Consider the following 19408-nt stretch of genomic DNA (forward strand, 5'->3'; position numbering starts at 1 on the left):
CCGGCGCGGGGAAAGATGCGCTGTCGCGGCGACGCTGATTCCTGTCGCCCTCGGTAAAGCGCCAGCCCTCCCAGGCCGGGAGGGCGGATTCTACAGGCGTTTGTTCAGCAGGCGGGCCAGGCGGTCGCCGCCGAACTGGATCAACGTGACCAGCAGCACAAGGACGATGATCACGGTGAGCATCACCTGGGTGTCGAAGCGCTGGTAGCCGTAGCGGTAGGCCAGGTCGCCGAGGCCGCCGGCACCGATCGCGCCGGCCATGGCCGAGGAATTGATCATGGTCACCAGGGTGATGGTGAAGCCGCCGACGATGCCCGGTCGCGCCTCCGGCAACAGTACGTTGCAGATGATGTGGCGGCGTTCGCAGCCCATCGCCTGGGCCGCCTCCACCAGGCCGTGGTCGACTTCGCGCAGGCTGACCTCGGCGATCCGCGCGAAGAACGGCGTGGCGGCGATGGTCAGCGGCACCACCGCGGCCCAGACTCCATAGCTGGTGCCGACGATCATCCGGGTAAAGGGAATCAGCGCCACCATCAGGATCAGGAAGGGTACCGAGCGTAGCACGTTGACCAGACCGCCCAGGATGCGATTGAGCAGGCGCGCCTCGAAGATCCCGCCCGGCCCGGTGGTGACCAGCACCAGGGCCAGCGGGATACCCACCAGCAGGACGATGGCGGAGGACGCGCCGATCATCAGCAGCGTATCGAGGAAACCTTGCCAGAGCCGTTCAAGCATGGGCGACATGGCCGAGCACCTCCACCTTGTCCGCCACCAGCGCGGCCTTGGCCAGCACGCCGGGAAGCTCGCCGGGCGGCGCGCCGACCTGTAGCAGCAGGCGCCCCAGGGCGCGGCCCTGGATCCGCTCTATGCCGCCGTGGAGCAGGTCGACGCGCTGGCCGATGGCCCTGGCGATGGCCAGCAGGTCCGGCACCCGTCGGCTGGCGCCGGTGTACTGGAGATCGAGCAGCACCGGGTCGCCGGCGCCGGGAGCCTGGCGCAGGCGCGCCTGGAGGTCGGCCGGGAGGGCGGCGCGCAGGCTGCCGAGCAGGCTTCGGGTGACGGCATGGTGCGGATCGCCGAAGACTTCCCAGACTTCGCCCTGTTCGACGATGCGGCCGCATTCGAGGACCACCACGCGGTCGCAGATCTCGCGGATGACCGCCATCTCGTGGGTGATCAGGACGATGGTCAGGCCCAGCCGGCGGTTGATGTCGCGCAGCAGCGCGAGGATCGCCTGGGTGCTCTCCGGGTCCAGCGCCGAGGTGGCTTCGTCGCAGAGCAGGATCTGCGGCTGGTGCACCAGCGCGCGGGCGATGCCGACGCGCTGTTTCTGTCCGCCGGAGAGCTGTGCCGGATAGGCGTCGCGTTTTTCCTCCAGGCCGACCAGTTGCAGCAGCCCGGCGACCCGCTCCTCGATCCGTGCCCGGGGCACCCCGGCCACCCGCAGCGGCAGGGCGATGTTCTGCCGCACGGTCTTGGCCGACATCAGGTTGAAGTGCTGGAAGATCATGCCGATGCGTCGGCGCAGGGCGACCAGGCGCTGGCCGTCGTAGCCGCCGATGTCTTCGTCGTCGATCAGCACTTGCCCCTCGCTGGGACGCTCCAGGCGATTGAGGGTGCGGATCAGCGAGGACTTTCCGGCGCCGCTGCGGCCGATGATGCCGAACACTTCGCCGCGGCGGATTTCCAGGTCGATCTCCCGCAGGGCCTGGACCCCGCCGGGGTAGCGCTTGCCCAGGCCGTGGAGACGGATGTGCGGCGTGGAGGCGCGCGTGTCGGGCGCCGTCGGGAACGGTTCGAGGGGCAGCAGGCTCGGGGGAACGGTCATGGTCGTCACTCCCAGCCCGGCTGGTACAGCGTGCCATGGGCCTTGTCCAGCGCGGCGCGGACCACCGGCGAATGCTGGTAGATGTCGACGAAGCGCGCCAGGCGGCCGTCGCGGTCCTGGTAGTCGCCGCGGGTGACGAACTGGATCACGTATTCCCGGTTGTCGATCCCGTCGAACAGCAGTGCCCGGGTCGGGTCGATGGTCCCGGCCAGGCGCAGGTAGTGCGGGTAGCCCTGGGCCAGGTCGAAATCGTCGAGGGCGCGCGCCAGTTGCACCGCCTCCAGCTCGGTGATGCGGATGTCCTTCGGGTTGTCGACGATATCGTCGAGGGTCGCCTTGTAGCCGACGCCGTCCCTGAGCTTCAGCAGGCCGGCCTTCTGTAGCAGTCGCAGGCCGCGGCCGCCATTGATCGGGTCGTTGGCGATGGCCACGCTGGCGCCTTCCGGCAACTCTGCGAGGCTGGCGTAGCGCTTCGAATAGAGCCCGACGTTGTTGATGATCCCCGGCGCGAACGGCTTCAGCCGGAAGCCGCCTTCGCGGTTGGCGTTTTCCAGGAAGGGCACGTGCTGGAAGTAGTTGGCGTCGATGTCGCCCTGGGCGAGGGTGATGTTGGGGGCGTTCCAGTCGCTGAACTCGACCAGTTCGACCTTCAACCCCTGCTTGCCGGCTTCGCTCACGGCGACTTCCAGCGGCGGGGCGAAGGCGGCGGTGGTGCCGATCTTCAGCGGGGCGTCGGCGGCCTGGGCCGGGCCGCTGCCGAGGAGGACGGCCAGGCTCAGGGTTTTCAGGGTGTTCAGCATGGTGGGCTCCTGAACGAAAGGGAAAGTGGGGTCAGGCCTGGCGCTGGCGCGCGGCCGGGGGCTGGCGGAAGGCGGCGCCGGCGTGTTCCGCCTGCAGGCGCGCGCGGCCGCCGCCGAAGAGCTTCTCCCGCAGGGTGCCGGGGGCGTAGGCGGTCTTGTAGCTGCCGCGTGCCTGCAACTCGGGCACCACCAGGTCGATGAAGTCGGCGTAGCTCTCCGGCTCCACGGTGCGGGTCAGGTTGAAGCCGTCCAGGCCGGTATCGGCGATCCAGCCTTCGAGATCGTCGGCGACCTGGCGCGGGTCGCCTACCAGGGTCACGTAGCGGCCGCCCAGGGCCAACTGGTCGAGGAGCTTGCGCACGGTGGAGTCGGTGCGCGCCACGGTGAGGTTCTTCACCACCGACTCGATGGCGTTGTTCTTCTCGTAGCGGATCGGCTCGTCGAGCCCGTAGCGCGACAGGTCGATGCCGCTGGAGCTGGCGAAGTGCGCCAGGCCGGCCTCGGGGCTGGCGTAGCGGCGGTACTCGGCATGCTTGTCGCGGGCCTCGGCCGCGGTGGCGGCGACGATCACGTTGATGCCCATGAAGATCCTGATGTCCTCGGCGCGACGGCCGGCGCCGACCACCGCCGCGCGGATGCGCTGCACCAGTTGGCGGGTGGCCTCGCGGGTTTGTCCGGAGACGAACACGCATTCGGCGTGGCGCGCGGCGAAGGCCAGGCCACGCTCCGAGGAGCCGGCCTGGAACAGCACCGGGGTGCGCTGTGGAGAGGGCTCGGCGAGGTGGTAGCCCTCGACCTGGTAGAACTCGCCATGGTGGCGGATCTTGTGGATCTTCTCCGGCCGCGCGTAGACCCGTCGCTGGCGGTCGGCGAGCACCGCGTCGTCTTCCCAGCTGCCCTCCCAGAGCTTGTAGAGGACCTCCAGGTACTCGTCGGCGCGGTCGTAGCGGCGGTCGTGCTCGATCTGCGCGGACTGGCCCATGGCCTTGGCCGCGCTTTCCAGGTAGCCGGTGACGATGTTCCAGCCGATCCGCCCGTCGCTCAAATGGTCGAGGGTCGAGAGCCGCCGGGCGAACGGGTAGGGCGCCTCGTAGGTGAGGTTGGCGGTGACGCCGAAACCCAGGTGCTCGGTGACCCCGGCCATGGCCGAGACCAGCATCAGCGGGTCGTTCACCGGCAACTGGACGGCTTCGCGGGCGGTCACCTCGATGCCGCCCTGGTAGACGTCGTAGACGCCGAGGATATCGGCGATGAACAGGCCGTCGAACAGGCCGCGCTCCAGCAGCCGGGCCAGCTCGGTCCAGTGGCGCAGTTTGCGGTAGTCGCTGGAGCGGTCGCGCGGGTGGGTCCAGAGGCCGTGGTTGATATGGCCGACGCAATTCATGCTGAAGGCGTTTAGGAGAATCTGCTTCTTGCTCATGGCGGTTCCTTCGGCGTTCAGAGCGTGCCGCGGCGTGGCGGCAGGCGGCCGTTGAGGTAGTAGTCGCCGACCGCGTGGTACTTCCAGCGCACCGGGTCGTGCAGGGTGTGTACGCGGGCGTTGCGCCAGTGGCGGTCGAGACCGAGTTCGGCGAGACAGGCGCGGCTGCCGCCAAGCTCGATCAGCTTGCTGCCGGCCAGCAGGGCGACCTCGGTGGTCAGCGCGCGGGCTTCGGCGACGGCGATCGAGGCGGCCGCCACGCTTTCCGCGTCCGGCTCGGCGGTGGCCCGGTCGAGCACCCGCCCGGCACGTTCCAGCAGCGCTTCGGCGGCGTGCAGGCGGATCGCCAGGCGGCCGATCTCATGGATGGTCAGTGGGTCGTCGCTGGCCTTGTCGACGCCGGAGTCGACCCAGGGCCGGGCGCGCTCGCGGACGAAACGCAGGGTGTCCTCGAAGGCGCCGCGGGCGATCCCGGCGTCGATCGCCGCGTGGAGGATCTGCGCCAGCGGGCCGACGGTGGTCGGGCGCTCGAAGGCGTCCTGGAACGAGACCACGTCCTCGGCGGCCACCGCTACCCGGTCGAACAGCGCCGAACCGCTGCCGGTGGTGCGTTGACCGAAGCCGGACCAGTCGTCGACGATTTCCAGCCCGGCGCTGTCGCGCGGGACGAAGGCCAGTTGCTGGCGGCCCTCGTCGTCCACCGCCAGGGTCGGCACCCGCTGCGCGTAGAGTGCGCCGGTGCAGTAGAACTTGCGCCCGTCCAGGCGGTAGCCGTCGCCGTCGGCGCGCAGGCGGGTACGGCGCTCGCTGGCGGTACGCGTGCCGATCTCGGCCAGGGCGTTGCCGAAACGCTCGCCGGCCAGGGCGGCGCCGAACAGGCGACCTTTCTGCGCCGGCGAGCCGTTCACCCGCAGCACTTCGAGGGCGTAGAAATGGTTCTGCGGAATCTGCCCCAGGGAACTGTCGGCGGCGCTGACGATCGCCACCACCTTCGCCAGGGTCACCCGCGAGACGCCGGCCCCGCCGTATTCGCGGGGCACCGCGATGCCCCACAGGCCGGAGCGGGAGAACAGTTCCAGTTCTTCCAGCGGCAGGCGCCGCTCGCGGTCGCGCTGGATGCTTTCGCGGGCGAACAGGGCGGCCAGCTCGCGGGCCGTTTCCAGGGCTTCGTCGTCGCTGCCGATGCGATGGGCAGCGGCCGTGGGATTGTCGCGCGTAGCGTGTGCGAGGCTCATCGGGCGCTCCTCAGATCCATGAGTGACGCGCCGGACGGGCGCCGTTCAGGTAGTAGTCGCCGACCGCGTGGACCTTCCAGCGTACCGGGTCGTGCAGGGTGTGGGTGCGGGCGTTGCGCCAGTGCCGGTCGAGGTTGAACTCGGCGAGCGTGGCGCGGCTGCCGGCCAGCTCGAAGAGCTTCTCGCTGGCGGCCAGGCTGATCTCGGTGCTCAGCACCTTGGCCTCGGCCACGGCGATCGAGGCGCGTGCCGCCGACTCGGCGTCCACCGGCCGCGCGGCCACTTCGTCGAGGACCTGGCCGGCCTTCTCCAGCAGGGCGTTGGCGGCGTGCAGCTCGATTTGCAGGCGGCCGACCTCGGCGATGCTGTAAAGCTCGTCGCTGGCGCGTTCGACCTGGGCGTCGATCCAGGGCCGGCTGCGTTCGCGGACGAACGCCTGGGTGTCGTCCAGCGCCGCCTGGGCGATGCCGGCGTCGATGGCGGCCTGGATCAGTTGCGAGACGGCGCCCTGGAGGCTCGGGATCTCGGCCAGCAGGCCGTTGTGGATCAGCATGTCGCCGGCTACCGGTACCTCGTCCAGCAGCACCGTGCCGCTGGCGGTGGTGCGCTGGCCGAAGCCGGACCAGTCGTCGACGATGCGCAGGCCGGGAGCGCCGCGCTCGACGAAGAGCATCACCGCGCGCTCTTCCTCGTCGATGGCCTTGACCGCCACCCAGTGGGCGAACAAGGCGCCGGTGGAGTAGAACTTCTCGCCGCTGACCCGGTAGCCGTCGCCGTCGCGACGGACCCGCGCCTTCAGCTCCAGGGTATGGCGGGTATTGCGCTCCGGGCCGGCGTTGGCCAGCCGGCGGCCGTCGAGGATGCCACGGAACAGCTTGCGTTTCTGCGCCGGGCTGGCGACGTTGTCGATCACGCTGAGCAGACCGAACTGGTTCTGCGGAATCTGTCCGAGGGCCGGGTCGGCGGCACAGATGACGCGGAACACCTCGGCCAGGGTCACGTGGGAAACCTGCGCGCCGCCATAGGCGCGGGGAATGCCGATGCCGCCCAGGCCGAGGCGGGTGAAGAGTTCCAGTTCCTGCCAGGGCAGGCGTCGTTCGCGGTCGCGTAGCGCCGCTTCGCGACGGGCCAGTCCGGCTACCTCGTGGGCGGCCTGCAACGCCTGGGCGTCGTTCTCGATGAGGCGTGCCGGGAGTAGCCGGGGCGCCTGGTCACGAAGATCCTTGGGTGCGGTTTCGTCGGTCATGGTTCAGCCTTGCAGCGTGGTGGTTCCGCCAGCGGCATCGGTGCGGCGCGGCTCGCGGGTTCGGTAGTGCGGGTGGAACGCCTGGAGGGGGGAGGGGAAACAGGCGGTAACGACATGCTCGCTGGGCACCTCTGGCAGTTCGGATAGGTGGCTGGCGCGATCGCCAAGCCTCTGCCGGGTCTGTTTGCACAAGCCGTGCCGTTTGCTAATCAATAGAAAAATCAAAGAGTTGGAGGTTTGCTCCAACAGTTTCTGCTGGTCCGCGGGCGCTGCCTGTTGCTCCGCTGTTGCCAGGGCAACAGTTACCGGCGGATTACAGCCGGATGCCGCGCGCCGGCGCCGTGCTGCTAGGGTGATAGGGTTTCGCGCGCGGTGGCCTGGCGCGCGTCCACCCACTCGGATCGTCGAAGGAACTCCCATGCAGAGCGCTAACGCTTCAGAACTCACCACCGACATCGCCGTGATCGGCGGCGGCGCGGCCGGCATCGGCGTGATCGCCAGCCTGCTGAAACGTTCGCCGGGGTTGCGTATCAGCCTGATCGAGCCGGCGGACACCCACTACTACCAACCGGGCTGGACCCTGGTCGGTGGCGGCGCCTACGCCCAGGGCGACACCGCGCGGCCGATGGCCGGGCTGGTCCCGGCCGGCGTGGAGTGGTTGCGCACCCGTGTCGAGCGGGTCGACCCCGAGGCGCGCCGGCTACTGCTGGAGAGCGGCGGCAGCCTGGAATACCGCAACCTGATCGTCTGCCCCGGCCTGCGCCTGGCCTGGGAGCGCATCGAGGGCCTGGAGGAGACCCTCGGGCGCAACGGCGTCACCTCCAACTACCGCTACGACCTGGCGCCCTACACCTGGGAGCTGGTGCGCGGCCTGCGCGGCGGCAAGGCGCTGTTCACCCAGCCGGCGATGCCGATCAAGTGCGCCGGGGCGCCGCAGAAGGCCATGTACCTGTCCTGCGACCACTGGCTGCGGGAGGGCGTGCTGCAAGACATCGAGGTCGAGTTCGACCTGGCCGGCGCGGCGTTGTTCGGTGTCGCCGATTTCGTTCCGCCGCTGATGGAGTACGTGCGCAAATATTCGGCCGAGCTGGCGTTCAATTCCAACCTGGTGAAGGTCGACGGCGCGGCGCGCAAGGCCTGGTTCGAGGTGAAGGACGCCGACGGCAACACCAATCTGGCGGAAAAGGACTTCGACCTGCTGCACGTGGTGCCGCCGCAGCTGCCGCCGACCTTCGTCGCCGCCAGCGGCCTGGGCGACGCGGCCGGCTGGTGCGAAGTCGACCCGGCGACCCTGCAACATGTCCGCCATGGCGAGATCTTCGCCCTCGGCGATGTCTGCGGCACCGCCAACGCGAAGACCGCGGCGGCGGCGCGCAAGCAGATCGTGGTGGTGGCCGAGAACCTTCTCGGCCTGCGCAGCGGCCGTGGCCTGCCGCTGCGCTACGACGGTTACGGCGGTTGCCCGCTGACCGTCGAGCGCGGCCGGGTGGTGCTGGCGGAGTTCGGCTACGCCGGCAAGCTGCTGCCGACCTTCCCGCTGGAGCCCACCGCGGCCAGCCGCTTCGCCTGGCTGCTCAAGCGCCACGTACTGCCCTGGGTGTACTGGAACGCCATGCTCAAGGGCCGGGAGTGGCTGGCGCGGCCGGGGCGCTAGACCGGGCGGCAGCCCTCGGCCTGACCGGCCTCAAAGCTCGTGGGCGAACGGCAGGTCCGGCCCCACCCGCGAGCAGGTGACCGCCGCCGCGCGGATGGCGAAGGCGAGCATCGCGTCGATCGCTTCCCGCGACAGCGCGGCTAGCCTGGCCGGGCTGTCGGCGTCGAGGCGGCGGAGGTAGGCGAGGGTCGCCGCCTGGAAGGTATCGCCGGCGCCGACCGTATCGCGCAGCGCCAGGGCGGTATCCGCCGGGCGACTCCAGCTGCCATGGGCGCAGTGCACGCTGGCGCCGGCGCCGCCGTGGGTGACGAAGACCAGCCGGCAGCGCGGGTTCAGCCAGCCGCGGGCCACCTCGCCGGGATCGCGGTCGGGGTAGAGCAGGGCCAGGTCTTCCTCGCTGGCCTTGATCAGGTGCGCATGACTGGCGAAGGCCTCGACCCGGCGCCGCCAGAGGTCGATGTCCGGCTGCGGGTCGAGGCGCACGTTGGGGTCCAGGCTGACCAGGCGCCGGCCGCTCTCGCGCCGGACCAGCGCCAGCAGGGTGTCGGCCACCGGCGTCACCACCAGGGTGTAGGAGCCGACGTGCAGCCCGCGTATCCGCCCATCCAGCGTCGGCAGGTGTTCCAGGCGCACCTGGCGGTCGGCGCAGCCCTCGCCGCGGAACTGGTATTGCGCCGAGCCGCTGGCGTCGAGGCCGACCATCGCCAGGGTGGTCGGGGCGTCGCTGGGCACCAGGAAGCCGCAGTCCACGCCTTCTTCTTCGAGCACCCGGCGCAGCCGCGCGCCCAGGTAGTCGCTGGACAGCCCGCCGAACAGCGCCGCCTCCACGCCCAGCCGGCGCAGGCCGACGGCGACGTTGAACGGCGAGCCGCCGGCGATCGCGGTGAAGCCCAGCTCGTTGCTGCGCGCAGCGCTTTCCAGGCTGAAGACATCGAAAAGGGCCTCGCCACACACCAGGTACATGCAGATCTCCAAAACGCCAGAAGAGGAAGGAAAGCGACCATTATCGCGGAGGCAGGAGCTCCAGGTAACGCCGGTAGGCCTGTTCGTAGGCTGCCTGTCGTCGCGCCTGGGGCTGGGTGCGGGTCGCCTCGTCGAGCGCCACGCAGCGCCGGCACAGGGCTTCCAGGCTTTCACCGGCGCCGCTTTCGCGGCCCAGGCTCCAGGCCGCCTGGAGCGCCGCGCCAAGGGCGGCGGCCTCGGTCTGCCGTGGACAGACCAGCGGCAGGCCGAGCAGGTCGGCGAGCGTCCGCCGCCACAGCGGGCTCTTCGCCGCGCCGCCGACCAGGCGGATTTCCTCGCCCGGCAGGCCGCTGGCGCGCAGCAGGTCGAGGCCGTAGCGCAGGCCGAAGGCGGTGCCTTCGAGCACCGCCCGGCAAAGATTGGCTCGGCTCAGGTTGGCCGCGGTCATGCCATGCAGGCTGGCGCTGGCGTGCGGTAGCGCCGGAACCCGCTCGCCGTCGAAGAACGGCAGCATCAGCAGACCCTCGGCGCCGACCGGCGCCTGGGCGGCCAGCCGGGAGAATTCGTCGAGATCGAGGTGCAGCAGGTCCTGTACCAGGCCGCAGGCGCCGGTGAGGTTCATCGTGCAGGCCAGCGGCAGCCAGCCGCCGGACGAGGCGCAGAAGGTCGCCAGCTCGCCGTGCGGACTGACCAGCGGCCGCTCGGCATAGGCGGCCAGGGTGCCGGAGGTGCCCAGGCTGGCGGTGAGCAGGCCGGGGCGGATGTTGCCGGTGCCGATGGCGGCGAGCATGTTGTCGCCGCCGCCGCAGGCGACCCGCGTGTGGGGAGCCAGGCCGAGGGCGGCGGCCGCTTCGGGGCGCAGGTTGCCGATGCAGGCGCCGGGCTCGATCAGCTCCGGCAGCGCCGCCGCCAGGCGTCCGCCCGGCTCGACCAGCTCCAGCACGTCGCTGGCCCAGGTGCGCCGGCGCACGTCGAAGTAGCCGCTGCCGGAGGCGTCGCCCGCTTCGCTGCAGACGCGGCCGGTGAGCCAGTGGTTGAGGTAGTCGTGGGGCAGGAGGATGTGCGCGACGCGGGCGAACAGCTCGGGAAAGCGGCGCCTGCTCCAGAGCAGCTTGGACAGCGTGTAGCCCGGCGCGAGCACCAGTCCCAGGCGTTCCAGCGAGCCGGCCGGGCCGCCGAGGGCTTCCAGCAGCTCACGGTTCTCCGCCGCGCTCTCGGTGTCGCACCAGAGCTTGGCCGGGCGCAGCGCCCGGCCCTCGGCGTCGAGCAGGAGCAGCCCATGCTGCTGGGCGGAAACCGCCAGGGCGCGGACCTCGCGGCCGTCCACCGCGGCTTCTTCCAGGGCCATGCGTACCGCGCTGGCCATGGCTTCCAGCCAGTCCGCCGGGTCCTGCTCGCGGCGTCCGTCGCGGCCTTCCGGCGGGCGCTGCGCGGCGCTGCCCAGGCCCAGCGTGCGGCCGCTGCCGGCGTCGAGCAGCAGCGCCTTGCTGCCTTGGGTGCCGCAATCGATGCCGAGGAACAATCCGTGCATGCGGCCCTCCGGAGTCATTCGCCGAGTACCTGGCGCAGGGTTTCGCTGACGCCGTGTCGGCGCAGGCTGTCGTAGAGCCGCTCGAAGGCCTCGACGAAGGCCGCCGAGGCCGGGATCGCCGGGCCGAACACGGTCTCCACGCCGAGCAGGCGCCGGCCCAGGCCGTGGCGTTCGGCAACCAGCGCCTGGCATTCGGCGGCGCGCGGATCGGGAATCGGGTAGCGTTCGCCATGCTCGTCGACCCCGCCCAGGTACAGCGCCCAGGCCGCCACCACCAGGGCCACCCGTTCCAGCGGCCGGCCGGCGGCGATCAGCCGATTGGCGGTGGGGACGATGAACTTGGGAAACTTCGACGAGCCGTCCGAGCAGACCCGTTCCAGTTGGTCGGCGATGGCGCGGTTGGCGAAGCGCTCGACCAGGCTGTCCTTGTAGCGTTCCAGGTCGATCCCCGGTACCGGTGCCAGCAGCGGGGCCACGTCGCGGTCCATGAAGGCCCGCACGTAGCGACGCAGCAGCGGGTCGCCGAGGGTCTCGTGGACGAAGCGGTAGCCGCGCAGGAAGCCCAGGTAGGTGAGCGCCAGGTGGCTGCCGTTGAGCAGGCCGATCTTCATCTCCTCGTAGGGCGTGACGTCGTCGGTGAACTGCACGCCGACCTTTTCCCAGGCCGGGCGCCCAGCGCTGAAACGATCTTCCAGCACCCATTGCACGAAGGGTTCGCAGACCACCGGCCAGGCGTCTTCCACGCCGTGCCGTTGGGCCAGTTGGCGGCGGTGGGCGGGGCTGGTCATCGGGGTGATGCGGTCGACCATGGCGTTGGGAAAGCTGACGTGCGTCGCGATCCAGCGCGCCAGCCCCGGGTCGAGCCGTTCGGCGAAGGCCAGCAGCGCCTTGCGCGCCACCTCGCCGTTGTGCGGGAGGTTGTCGCAGGACATCACGGTGAACGCCGGCACGCCTGTGTCGCGGCGCCGCCGCAGAGCCTCGCAGAGAAAGCCGAAGACCCCGCGCGGGGTCCGCGGGTTGGCCAGGTCGTGGCGCACCAGCGGCAACTCGGCGAGGAACTCGCCGCTGCCGTCGTCGATGCAGTAGCCGCCTTCGGTGATGGTCAGCGAGACGATGCGGATGGCCGGCTCGGCAAGTTTTTCCAGCAGCGCCTCGGCGCCGTCCTCGGCGAGCAGCATGCCGCTGATGGCGCCGATCACGCGGACCTCGGTGTCCGGTTGGTCGCCCAGCTCGTAGAGGGTGTAGAGGTAGTCCTGGGCGGCCAGGGCGTCGTGCATGGCGCGGTCGTCGCTGCGCAGGCCGGCGCCGCAGATCGCCCAGTCGAGGGCTTCGCCGCGGTTCATCAGGGCGTCGGTGTAGGCCGCCTGGTGCGCGCGGTGGAAGCCGCCGACACCGATGTGGACGATGCCCTGGCGCAGTTGCGCGGGGTCGTAGGACGGGCGGGCGACAGCGGTCGCCAGCAGGGGGAGGTGCTGCCGGTTGAGTTTCATCGGTGGGTTCCCGCTGGCGGCTTCAGGCCGCCTGTTGCAGTCGTTTGTCGAGGGCCTGGCCGTTGCTGTCGAACAGGTGGCAGTGCTCCGGATCGAAGCCCAGCTCCAGGGGGGCGCCGTAGTCCGGTGCGAAATCGCCGCGCACGCGCAGGGTGAGCATTTCCCCCGAGTCGGCGCGGACATGGCAGAAGCTGTCGCTGCCCAGGCGCTCGCTGACGTCGGCGGCGACCCGCAGCAGGCCCTGGAAGGCATGGCCCGGGCGGGCGATGTTCAGGTGTTCCGGGCGGATGCCGAGGGTCACCGGGCTGCCGGTGGCCAGCTCGCCGGCGCATAGCGGCAGGCCGACGCGCGCGCCGCATTCGAGGGCGACCTCGCAGCGCTCGCCCTGGTTGCGGCTGAGATGGCCGCGCAGGAAGCCCATCTTCGGCGTGCCGAGGAAGCCGGCGACGAACAGGTTGGCCGGATGGTGGTAAAGCTCCAGCGGCGAGCCGACCTGCTCGACGCGCCCGCCGTTGAGCACCACGACCTTGTCCGCCAGGGTCATCGCCTCGACCTGGTCGTGGGTCACGTAGATCATGGTCGCCGCCAGTTCCTGGTGCAGCCGCGCCAGTTCCAGGCGCATCTGCACGCGCAGGGCGGCGTCGAGGTTGGACAGCGGTTCGTCGAAGAGGAATATCTTCGGGTTGCGCACGATCGCCCGGCCGATCGCCACCCGCTGCCGTTGGCCGCCGGAGAGCTGGCGCGGCTTGCGCTCCAGCAGCGCTTGCAGTTCGAGGATGCGTGCGGCGGCGTCGACCTTGGCGGCGACCTCGCGCTTGTCGACGCCGGCCAGGTCGAGGGCGAAGGAGAGGTTCCTGCGCACCGTCATGTGCGGGTACAGCGCGTAGGTCTGGAAGACCATCGCCAGGTCGCGTTTCGCCGGCGGGGTGTCGGTGATGTCCGTGCCGTCGAGGGCGATGCTGCCGCCGCTGGCCTCTTCGAGGCCGGCGATCAGGCGCAGCAGGGTCGACTTGCCGCAGCCGGAGGGGCCGACGAAGACTACGAACTCGCGGTCGCGGACGTCGAGGTCGATGCCCTTGATGATGGCCTGGCCGTCGAAGCCTTTCTGCAGGTTGCGGATCTTGAGATCAGCCATGGCGGAATACCTCCGTGGACGAAAGGATGGGGATGCGCTTCATTTCACGGCGCCGAAGGAAAGGCCGCGTACCAGCTGCTTCTGGCTGATCCAGCCGAAGACCAGGATCGGCGCGCAGGCGAGGGTGGAGACGGCCGAGAGCTTGGCCCAGAACAGTCCTTCGGGGCTGGAATAGGAGGCGACCAGGGCGGTCAGCGGGGCGGCGGCCGAGGAGGTCAGGTTGAGCGACCAGAAGGCCTCGTTCCAACACAGGATCAGCGACAGCAGCAGGGTCGAGGCGAGCCCGCCGCGGGCGATCGGCAGCAGTACGCGGACGATCTCCTGCCAGGTGCCGGCGCCGTCCAGGCGCGCTGCTTCGAGGATGTCCACGGGGATGTCCTTGAAGTAGGTGTACACCATCCAGACCACGATCGGCAGGTTGATCAGGGTGTAGACGATGATCAGCGCCAGCCGCGAATCGAGCAGGCCGAACTGCTTGGCCAGCAGGTAGATCGGCATCAGTACGCCGACCGGCGGAAGCATCTTGGTCGACAGCATCCAGAGCAGCGTGCGCTTGGTGTGGCGGGTCTCAAAGAAGGCCATGGAGTAGGCCGCCGGCACCGCGACGAGCATGCACAGGAGAGTCGCCGAGGAGGAGATCAGCAGCGAGTTCCAGGCGTAGGCGAAGTAGTCGCTGCGCTCGTTGATGTGCAGGTAGTTCTCCAGGGTCGGCTGGAAGATGAACTGCGGCGGCGTGGCGAAGGCGTCGATCTCGCTCTTGAAGCTGGTCAGCAGCATCCAGAAGATCGGGAAGAACAGCAGCAGGGCGATGCCCCAGCAGAGCAGGCCGAGCAGGGCATTGCGCAGGCGGCGGGATTGCTTGAGTGTCAGCATGGCGGGTTCCTCAGCTGCGCTCGGTAAGGTTCTTGCCGATCATCCGCACCAGCACGATGGCGGCGATATTGGTGATCAGCACCGCGATCAGGCCCCCGGCCGAGGCCATGCCGACATCGAACTGCAGCAGCGCCTGGTTGTAGATCAGGTAGGCGAGGTTGGTCGATTCGTAGCCGGGGCCGCCGCTGGTGGTGGTGAAGATCTCGGCGAACACCGAGAGCAGGAAGATCGTCTCGATCATCAGCACCACCGCGATGGGCCGCGCCAGGTGCGGCAGGGTCAGGTGCCAGAAGATCGCCAGCGGACCGGCGCCGTCGAGGCGGGCAGCCTCCTTCTGCTCCTGGTCGAGGGACTGCATGGCGGTCATCAGGATCAGGATGGCGAAGGGCAGCCATTGCCAGGAGACGATGAGGATGATCGACAGCAGCGGATAGTGCGCCAGCCAATCCACCGGCTCGGCGCCGAACAGGCGCCAGACGGCGGCGAGGATGCCCGAGACCGGGTGGAAGATCAGGTTCTTCCAGAGCAGCGCGCTCACCGTCGGCATGATGAAGAACGGCGAGATCAGCAACACCCGCACCGCGCCGCGGCCGAAGAACTCGCCGGCCTCCAGCAGCGCGGCGATGAGCACGCCGAACGCCACGCTGATCGCCAGCACGCTGCCCACCAGCAGCAGGGTGTTCAGCGCGCCGGGCAGGAAGCCGGCGTCGGTGACGAAGAAGGTGAAGTTCTCCAGGCCGACGAAGGCATTCTCGCCGGGATACAGCAGGTTGTAGCGGATCAGCGAGAAATACAGGGTCATGCCCAGGGGCACGATCATCCACAACAGCAGCAGCGCCACCGAGGGGCTGACCAGGAGCCAGCCAGGGCCGCGCCGGCGGCGCTGGAGACGGCGGCGGGCGGGACGGGCCGGGAGCGGGGTATCGAGGGCCGAGGTGTTCATGGCGACTCCGTCTGGATCTTCAAGGGCAAGCGCTCGAGCAGCGCCGCGCCGGGCGCGGCTGCGCCCGGCGGCGGACTACTTCGGATAGCCGGCGCGCTTCATCTCGCGGGCGGTGCTCTGCTGCGCGGCGGCGAGCGCCTGGTCGCTGCTCATCTGCCCGGTGAGGGCGGCGGAGAACAGCTTGCCGACCTGGGTGCCGATGGCCTGGAACTCGGGGATGGTGACCAACTGGATGCCGACATAGGGCACCGGCTTCAGCGTCGGATGGTTGGGATCGACGCGCTTCAGCGATTCCAGGGTGACCCGCGCGAACGGCGCGGCGGCCAGGTAGGCCTCGCTGTAGGTCGAGGCGCGGGTGCCGGGCGGCACGTTGGCTACGCCTTCCCTGTCCGCCACCAGCTTGCCGTACGCCTGCGAGGTGGCCCAGGTGGCGAAGGCCTTCGCCGCGTCCTTGGCGCGCGAGCTGGCGGGAATCGCCAGGGCCCAGGAATACAGCCAGGAGGCGCCCTTGTCGGTGACTTCCCGGGGGGCGAAGGCGAAGCCGGTGGCGTCGGCGACCTTGCTCTGGCTCTTGTCGGTGACGAACGAACCGGCGACGCTGGCGTCCACCCAGATCGCGCACTTGCCGCTGTTGAACAGCGCCAGGTTCTCGTTGAATCCGTTGCTGGAAGCGCCGGGCGGGCCGTACCGCTTGAGGGTGGAGACATAGAAGTCGAGAGCCTTCTTCCATTCGCCGCCGCTGAATTCGGGCTGCCATCGCTCGTCGAACCAGCGTGCGCCGAAGGCGTTGGCCAGGGTGCCGATCAACGCCATGTTCTCGCCCCAGCCGGCCTTGCCGCGCAGGCAGATGCCGTACTGGCCCTGGTCCGGGCGGTTGAGCCTGGCGGCGAACTCGCCGAGCTGGGTCCAGGTCGGTTGCTCGGGCATCCGCAGCCCGGCCTGCTGGAACAGGTCCTTGCGGTAGTAGGTGATCGAGGCTTCGGCGTAGAACGGCAGGGCGTACAGCGTGCCCTTGACGGAGAGACCGTCGCGCACCGAGGGCAACAGGTCGTCCAGGGCGTAGTCGGCGGGCAGCCCGCTCATCGGCTCCAGCCAGCCCTTGGCGCCCCACAGCGCGGCTTCGTACATGCCGATGGTGAGCAGGTCGAACTGTCCGCCCTGGGTGGCGATGTCGGTGGTCAGGCGCTGGCGCAGGACGTTCTCTTCGAGCACCACCCATTTCAGCGCGATGTCCGGGTGGCTTTCCTCGAACACCTTGGACAGGCGTTGCATGCGGATCATGTCGTTGTTGTTGACCGTGGCGATGGTCAGGGTCTCGGCGCCCTGGGCCAGCAGGGGCAGGGCGAGGCAGGCGGCGGCCAGGCAGGCCTTGATCGAGTCGTTCATCGGTGAACTCCTCTTCCGGGCCGGCGGGCGGCGCGGAAGACATTATTGTTTTTGTGTCGCTCGCTGCCGATTACACAGGCGCGTCACGCAACCGACAAAGCCTCGACTGCACTTCGACCGATACTTTTTTGCACCGCCGGGGTGGGGCGCTGGAGGCTCAGAGCAGGTTCTGCTCGGTCAGCCGCTGGGTCACCAGGCGCCGGTAGCCGGTGGGCGTCATGCCCTTGAGCTGCTGGAAGCGCCGGTTGAAATTGGACAGGTTGCTGAAGCCCGACTCGAAGCACACCTCGGTCACCGGCAGCTCGCTGCGGGCCAGCAGCTCGCAGGACTTGCTGATGCGCAGGCGGTTGACGAACTCGACGAAGCCGCGCCCGGCGGCCTGCTTGAAGAAGCGCGAGAAGTAGGTGGGGGTCATGCCCAGGTGGGCGGCGACCTGCTCCTGGGTGAGGTCCTGGGCGTAGTGCTGGAAGATGTAGTCCACCGCCCGGTTGATCCGTTCGACGTTGTGCTCGTCGGCCAGTTGCGAGGAAGTGACGGTGGAGAGCAACTGGTAGTCCTCGCATTCGGCGAGCTGTTCCATGAGGATAAAAAAGTATCCCAGGCGGGTCATGCCGCCGCTGTCGGCGATGCGTTGCAACAGTCGCCGGCTTTCGCCGATCAGCGCCGGGTCGCGGAACTCGATGCCGTAGCGCGCCCGCGCCAGCAGCGGGGCCAGGCGGTTCAGCTCGGAGAATACGCCGCTGCCGTCCTCCAGCACCTCGTCAGTGAAGTTCACCAGCATGTCGCGCCGGGCCACCACCTCGTCGGGCTCGACCTGGCTGATCCAGTTGTGCGGCAGGTTGGGGCCGGTGAGGAACAGGGTGTCGGGGGCGAAGTTGCCGATGTAGTCGCCGATGAATACCTTGCCGGAGCTGGCGACGATCAGGTGCAGTTCGTATTCCTTGTGGAAGTGCCAGCGCACCAGCGGGCTGGGGAAGCCGTGCTGGCGGTAGATCAGCGAATGGCCTTCGTGGTCGTCCATCAGCTCGTAGGACGGATCGGTGACTTTGCTGGCTCTGGGCATGGGCGCGGGCCGACCGGGGGAACGAAGGCACATCCTAGCCCGAAGCGGCGGGGCTGTGCAGGGGCGGGCAGCGGCCGTGGCGCTGTCCGCCGCCATCCACCCCAAGGCCGGGGCGTGGCGTGGTCCGGGTTGCCGTTGCGGACCGGGCGGTTGTCGAGGCGCGCGCTCTTCGACCCCGCTTCAGCGCCGTTGGCCTGCTCGCTGCCGATCGGCCTCCGGCGATCAGCGGCTGGCCTTGCGATAGGCCCCCGGCTGCTGCCCGGTGGCCTTGTGGAAGGCACGGGTGAAGGCGGCGGTGGACTGGTAGCCGACCGCCGCCGCGACCTCGGCGACGCTGGCGTCGGCGCGCAGCAGGGCGCAGGCGCGGTGCATGCGCAGGGCCAGCAGGACCTGCCCCGGCGACTGACCGCTGAGTTCGTTGAAGCGCTTGAAGAAGGCCGAGCGCGAGAGTCCGGTGCGTTCGGCCATCTGTTCCAGGCTCCAGGGCTGTTCGGGTGCCTCGATCAGCGCTTCCAGCAGGCCGGCGAACTGCGGCTGGCGTGCCAGTGCCACCAGGCCGCCGAGGGTCGGGTTGTCGAGCACCTGCTGGCGCAACACGTAGAGGAACAGCAGGTGGCTGAGGCGCTCCAGCAGAACCGGCGACGGCGCCGGCTGGCGGCGGCACTCGTCGACGATCAGGGCGAACAGGCGTCGCGCCGCGTCCAGCGCCGGATCGCCGGCGCGCAGGATCAGCCAGTCGGGCAGGGCGTCGACGATCAGCCCGGACAATCCCGAATGGAAGTGGAAGAACCCGCAGACCAGGCCGGCACCGTCCGCCGCGTTCCACTCCAGCGCCTGCATTTCGCCACGCGGCTGGCAGCGCGCTGCCTCGGCGGTGGCCTCGCTGGACAGGCGGAACTCGACGTCGCGCAGGAAGAACAGCGCGTCGCCGCTGTCCAGTCGCCAGCCCCGGGCGCTTCCGGCGACGTGCGCCCAGCAGTGTCCCTGCACCACCAGGTGGAAGCTGGCACGCGCCAGACCGTGGGTGGAGGCATGCCAGCCGCCGCAGTAGCGACCGACATGGAACAGGCTGGTGTCGACTTCAAGGCTGTCTAATAACCAATCGACAAGGGGGTTGGACGAATTCATCTAAGGGAAAGACTCAAGAGCAAGTGATAGCGACTTTAGAATATTGAATGGATTTCTTATTACCAAGAGACTTCTTCGACACCTCAACCACCGGAGTCGAAAGCATGTCACGCGTTCCCGTGCTCACCCTGGAAAACGCCCCCGAGGCGGCGCGTCCGTTCCTCCAGACCGCGCTGAACAACTCGGGTTATATCCCGAATCTGCTCGGCGTGCTGGCCAATGCGCCGGCCGCCCTGGAAACCTACCTCACCGTGTCCGGGCTGAACGCCAAGGCCAGCCTCGGCCTGCCCGAGCGGGAAGTGGTGCAACTGGTGGCGGCCACCACCCATGGCTGCGACTTCTGCGTTGCCGGGCACACCGCGGTGGCGCGCAACAAGGCGCGCCTGCCGGAGCCGGTGATCGAGGCCCTGCGCGCCCGCGGCGAACTGCCCGATGCCCGCTACGAAGCCCTGGCCGACTTCACCCGCGCGGTGATCGCCAGCCGCGGTGCGGTCACCGACGAGCAGTTCGAAGCCTTCCGCGCCGCCGGTTTCGACCAGGCCCAGGCCCTGGAAGTGATCCTCGGGGTGAGCCTGGCGACGCTCTGCAACTTCGCCAACGTGTTCGCCCGCACGCCGCTCAATGCCGAGCTGGAGCAATATCGCTGGACCAACCCGCAGGCCTGAGCCTGCGCTTGCCGGGCGGCATGCCGCGCCGGCGCAAGGAGTGACGAC

Annotated in this window: 17 protein-coding genes; 2 read left to right on the top strand and 15 right to left on the bottom strand. The window is 69.4% G+C overall.

Features of this window, described 5'->3' with window-relative positions; translation table 11 throughout:
- Positions 1 to 90: 90 nt before the first annotated feature.
- The 6 genes from VQ067_RS13825 to VQ067_RS13850 are packed head-to-tail and all read right to left on the bottom strand — an operon-like array spanning position 91 to position 6529.
- Positions 91 to 744 (bottom strand): methionine ABC transporter permease, encoded by a 654-nt coding sequence (locus VQ067_RS13825; RefSeq protein WP_003111646.1) that lies wholly within the window; start codon positions 742 to 744, stop codon positions 91 to 93.
- Positions 728 to 1837 carry a methionine ABC transporter ATP-binding protein gene (locus tag VQ067_RS13830; RefSeq protein WP_074241397.1) on the bottom strand — a complete coding sequence of 370 codons (1110 nt, stop codon included), beginning with the start codon at positions 1835 to 1837 and terminating at the stop codon, positions 728 to 730. The genes VQ067_RS13825 and VQ067_RS13830 overlap by 17 nt, the downstream gene beginning before the upstream one ends.
- On the bottom strand, positions 1834 to 2628 hold the full coding sequence (locus VQ067_RS13835; protein ID WP_033990511.1) for a MetQ/NlpA family ABC transporter substrate-binding protein: 795 nt from the start codon (positions 2626 to 2628) through the stop codon (positions 1834 to 1836). Before VQ067_RS13835 ends, VQ067_RS13830 begins: the two co-directional genes overlap by 4 nt.
- Positions 2629 to 2659: 31 nt before the next feature.
- A complete protein-coding gene (locus VQ067_RS13840) occupies positions 2660 to 4048 on the bottom strand; it encodes an LLM class flavin-dependent oxidoreductase (RefSeq protein ID WP_003106871.1) in 1389 nt (462 codons plus the stop codon).
- A gap of 17 nt (positions 4049 to 4065) precedes the next feature.
- Positions 4066 to 5283, bottom strand: coding sequence for an SfnB family sulfur acquisition oxidoreductase (locus VQ067_RS13845; RefSeq protein ID WP_003089457.1), 1218 nt, complete (start codon positions 5281 to 5283; stop codon positions 4066 to 4068).
- Positions 5284 to 5293: 10 nt separating this feature from the next.
- Positions 5294 to 6529, bottom strand: a complete 1236-nt coding sequence (locus VQ067_RS13850; RefSeq protein WP_033990512.1) for an SfnB family sulfur acquisition oxidoreductase — start codon at positions 6527 to 6529, stop codon at positions 5294 to 5296.
- A gap of 418 nt (positions 6530 to 6947) precedes the next feature.
- Here VQ067_RS13850 and VQ067_RS13855 point away from each other — a divergent pair, with 418 nt between their 5' ends.
- On the top strand, positions 6948 to 8183 hold the full coding sequence (locus VQ067_RS13855) for an NAD(P)/FAD-dependent oxidoreductase (RefSeq protein WP_015502896.1): 1236 nt from the start codon (positions 6948 to 6950) through the stop codon (positions 8181 to 8183).
- A gap of 30 nt (positions 8184 to 8213) precedes the next feature.
- On the opposite strand, the gene VQ067_RS13860 is transcribed toward VQ067_RS13855, so the two are convergent.
- From VQ067_RS13860 to VQ067_RS13900, 9 genes are all read right to left on the bottom strand, one after another.
- Positions 8214 to 9146, bottom strand: a complete 933-nt coding sequence (locus VQ067_RS13860; RefSeq protein WP_015502897.1) for a carbohydrate kinase family protein — start codon at positions 9144 to 9146, stop codon at positions 8214 to 8216.
- A gap of 40 nt (positions 9147 to 9186) precedes the next feature.
- Entirely contained in the window at positions 9187 to 10695 is a 1509-nt protein-coding gene (gene xylB, locus VQ067_RS13865) for a xylulokinase (RefSeq protein WP_074241393.1), read from the bottom strand.
- Positions 10692 to 12167 carry a mannitol dehydrogenase family protein gene (locus tag VQ067_RS13870; protein WP_023110020.1) on the bottom strand — a complete coding sequence of 492 codons (1476 nt, stop codon included), beginning with the start codon at positions 12165 to 12167 and terminating at the stop codon, positions 10692 to 10694. Before VQ067_RS13870 ends, xylB begins: the two co-directional genes overlap by 4 nt.
- Positions 12168 to 12189: 22 nt before the next feature.
- Positions 12190 to 13302 carry an ABC transporter ATP-binding protein gene (locus VQ067_RS13875; protein WP_003115000.1) on the bottom strand — a complete coding sequence of 371 codons (1113 nt, stop codon included), beginning with the start codon at positions 13300 to 13302 and terminating at the stop codon, positions 12190 to 12192.
- Between the two features lie 39 nt (positions 13303 to 13341).
- Positions 13342 to 14175 (bottom strand): carbohydrate ABC transporter permease, encoded by an 834-nt coding sequence (locus VQ067_RS13880; RefSeq protein WP_003105365.1) that lies wholly within the window; start codon positions 14173 to 14175, stop codon positions 13342 to 13344.
- Between the two features lie 10 nt (positions 14176 to 14185).
- Positions 14186 to 15118, bottom strand: coding sequence for a carbohydrate ABC transporter permease (locus VQ067_RS13885; protein WP_340080837.1), 933 nt, complete (start codon positions 15116 to 15118; stop codon positions 14186 to 14188).
- A gap of 75 nt (positions 15119 to 15193) precedes the next feature.
- The gene (locus VQ067_RS13890) at positions 15194 to 16504 is read right to left on the bottom strand and encodes an ABC transporter substrate-binding protein (RefSeq protein WP_003105362.1); all 1311 of its coding nucleotides are present in this window, start codon (positions 16502 to 16504) and stop codon (positions 15194 to 15196) included.
- Between the two features lie 157 nt (positions 16505 to 16661).
- Positions 16662 to 17567 (bottom strand): AraC family transcriptional regulator, encoded by a 906-nt coding sequence (locus VQ067_RS13895; RefSeq protein WP_003089438.1) that lies wholly within the window; start codon positions 17565 to 17567, stop codon positions 16662 to 16664.
- A gap of 222 nt (positions 17568 to 17789) precedes the next feature.
- The gene (locus tag VQ067_RS13900; RefSeq protein WP_003089436.1) at positions 17790 to 18695 is read right to left on the bottom strand and encodes an AraC family transcriptional regulator; all 906 of its coding nucleotides are present in this window, start codon (positions 18693 to 18695) and stop codon (positions 17790 to 17792) included.
- A 104-nt stretch (positions 18696 to 18799) separates the two neighbouring features.
- On the opposite strand from VQ067_RS13900, the gene VQ067_RS13905 reads away from it, so the two are divergent.
- On the top strand, positions 18800 to 19360 hold the full coding sequence (locus tag VQ067_RS13905) for a carboxymuconolactone decarboxylase family protein (protein ID WP_003089433.1): 561 nt from the start codon (positions 18800 to 18802) through the stop codon (positions 19358 to 19360).
- Positions 19361 to 19408 lie beyond the last annotated feature (48 nt).

It is taken from the genome of Pseudomonas sp. KBN12P06040, assembly GCF_037574965.1.
Lineage (GTDB): Bacteria > Pseudomonadota > Gammaproteobacteria > Pseudomonadales > Pseudomonadaceae > Pseudomonas > Pseudomonas aeruginosa.

Coding starts and splice junctions, on each gene's coding strand:
- VQ067_RS13825 (WP_003111646.1), bottom strand. CDS start 744: ATGTCGCCCATGCTTGAACGGCTCTGGCAAGGTTTCCTCGATACGCTG.
- VQ067_RS13845 (WP_003089457.1), bottom strand. CDS start 5,283: ATGAGCCTCGCACACGCTACGCGCGACAATCCCACGGCCGCTGCCCAT.
- VQ067_RS13855 (WP_015502896.1), top strand. CDS start 6,948: ATGCAGAGCGCTAACGCTTCAGAACTCACCACCGACATCGCCGTGATC.
- VQ067_RS13900 (WP_003089436.1), bottom strand. CDS start 18,695: ATGAATTCGTCCAACCCCCTTGTCGATTGGTTATTAGACAGCCTTGAA.
- VQ067_RS13880 (WP_003105365.1), bottom strand. CDS start 14,175: ATGCTGACACTCAAGCAATCCCGCCGCCTGCGCAATGCCCTGCTCGGC.
- VQ067_RS13905 (WP_003089433.1), top strand. CDS start 18,800: ATGTCACGCGTTCCCGTGCTCACCCTGGAAAACGCCCCCGAGGCGGCG.
- VQ067_RS13895 (WP_003089438.1), bottom strand. CDS start 17,567: ATGCCCAGAGCCAGCAAAGTCACCGATCCGTCCTACGAGCTGATGGAC.
- VQ067_RS13835 (WP_033990511.1), bottom strand. CDS start 2,628: ATGCTGAACACCCTGAAAACCCTGAGCCTGGCCGTCCTCCTCGGCAGC.
- VQ067_RS13860 (WP_015502897.1), bottom strand. CDS start 9,146: ATGTACCTGGTGTGTGGCGAGGCCCTTTTCGATGTCTTCAGCCTGGAA.
- VQ067_RS13840 (WP_003106871.1), bottom strand. CDS start 4,048: ATGAGCAAGAAGCAGATTCTCCTAAACGCCTTCAGCATGAATTGCGTC.
- VQ067_RS13890 (WP_003105362.1), bottom strand. CDS start 16,504: ATGAACGACTCGATCAAGGCCTGCCTGGCCGCCGCCTGCCTCGCCCTG.
- VQ067_RS13870 (WP_023110020.1), bottom strand. CDS start 12,167: ATGAAACTCAACCGGCAGCACCTCCCCCTGCTGGCGACCGCTGTCGCC.
- VQ067_RS13875 (WP_003115000.1), bottom strand. CDS start 13,302: ATGGCTGATCTCAAGATCCGCAACCTGCAGAAAGGCTTCGACGGCCAG.
- VQ067_RS13885 (WP_340080837.1), bottom strand. CDS start 15,118: ATGAACACCTCGGCCCTCGATACCCCGCTCCCGGCCCGTCCCGCCCGC.
- VQ067_RS13850 (WP_033990512.1), bottom strand. CDS start 6,529: ATGACCGACGAAACCGCACCCAAGGATCTTCGTGACCAGGCGCCCCGG.
- xylB (WP_074241393.1), bottom strand. CDS start 10,695: ATGACTCCGGAGGGCCGCATGCACGGATTGTTCCTCGGCATCGATTGC.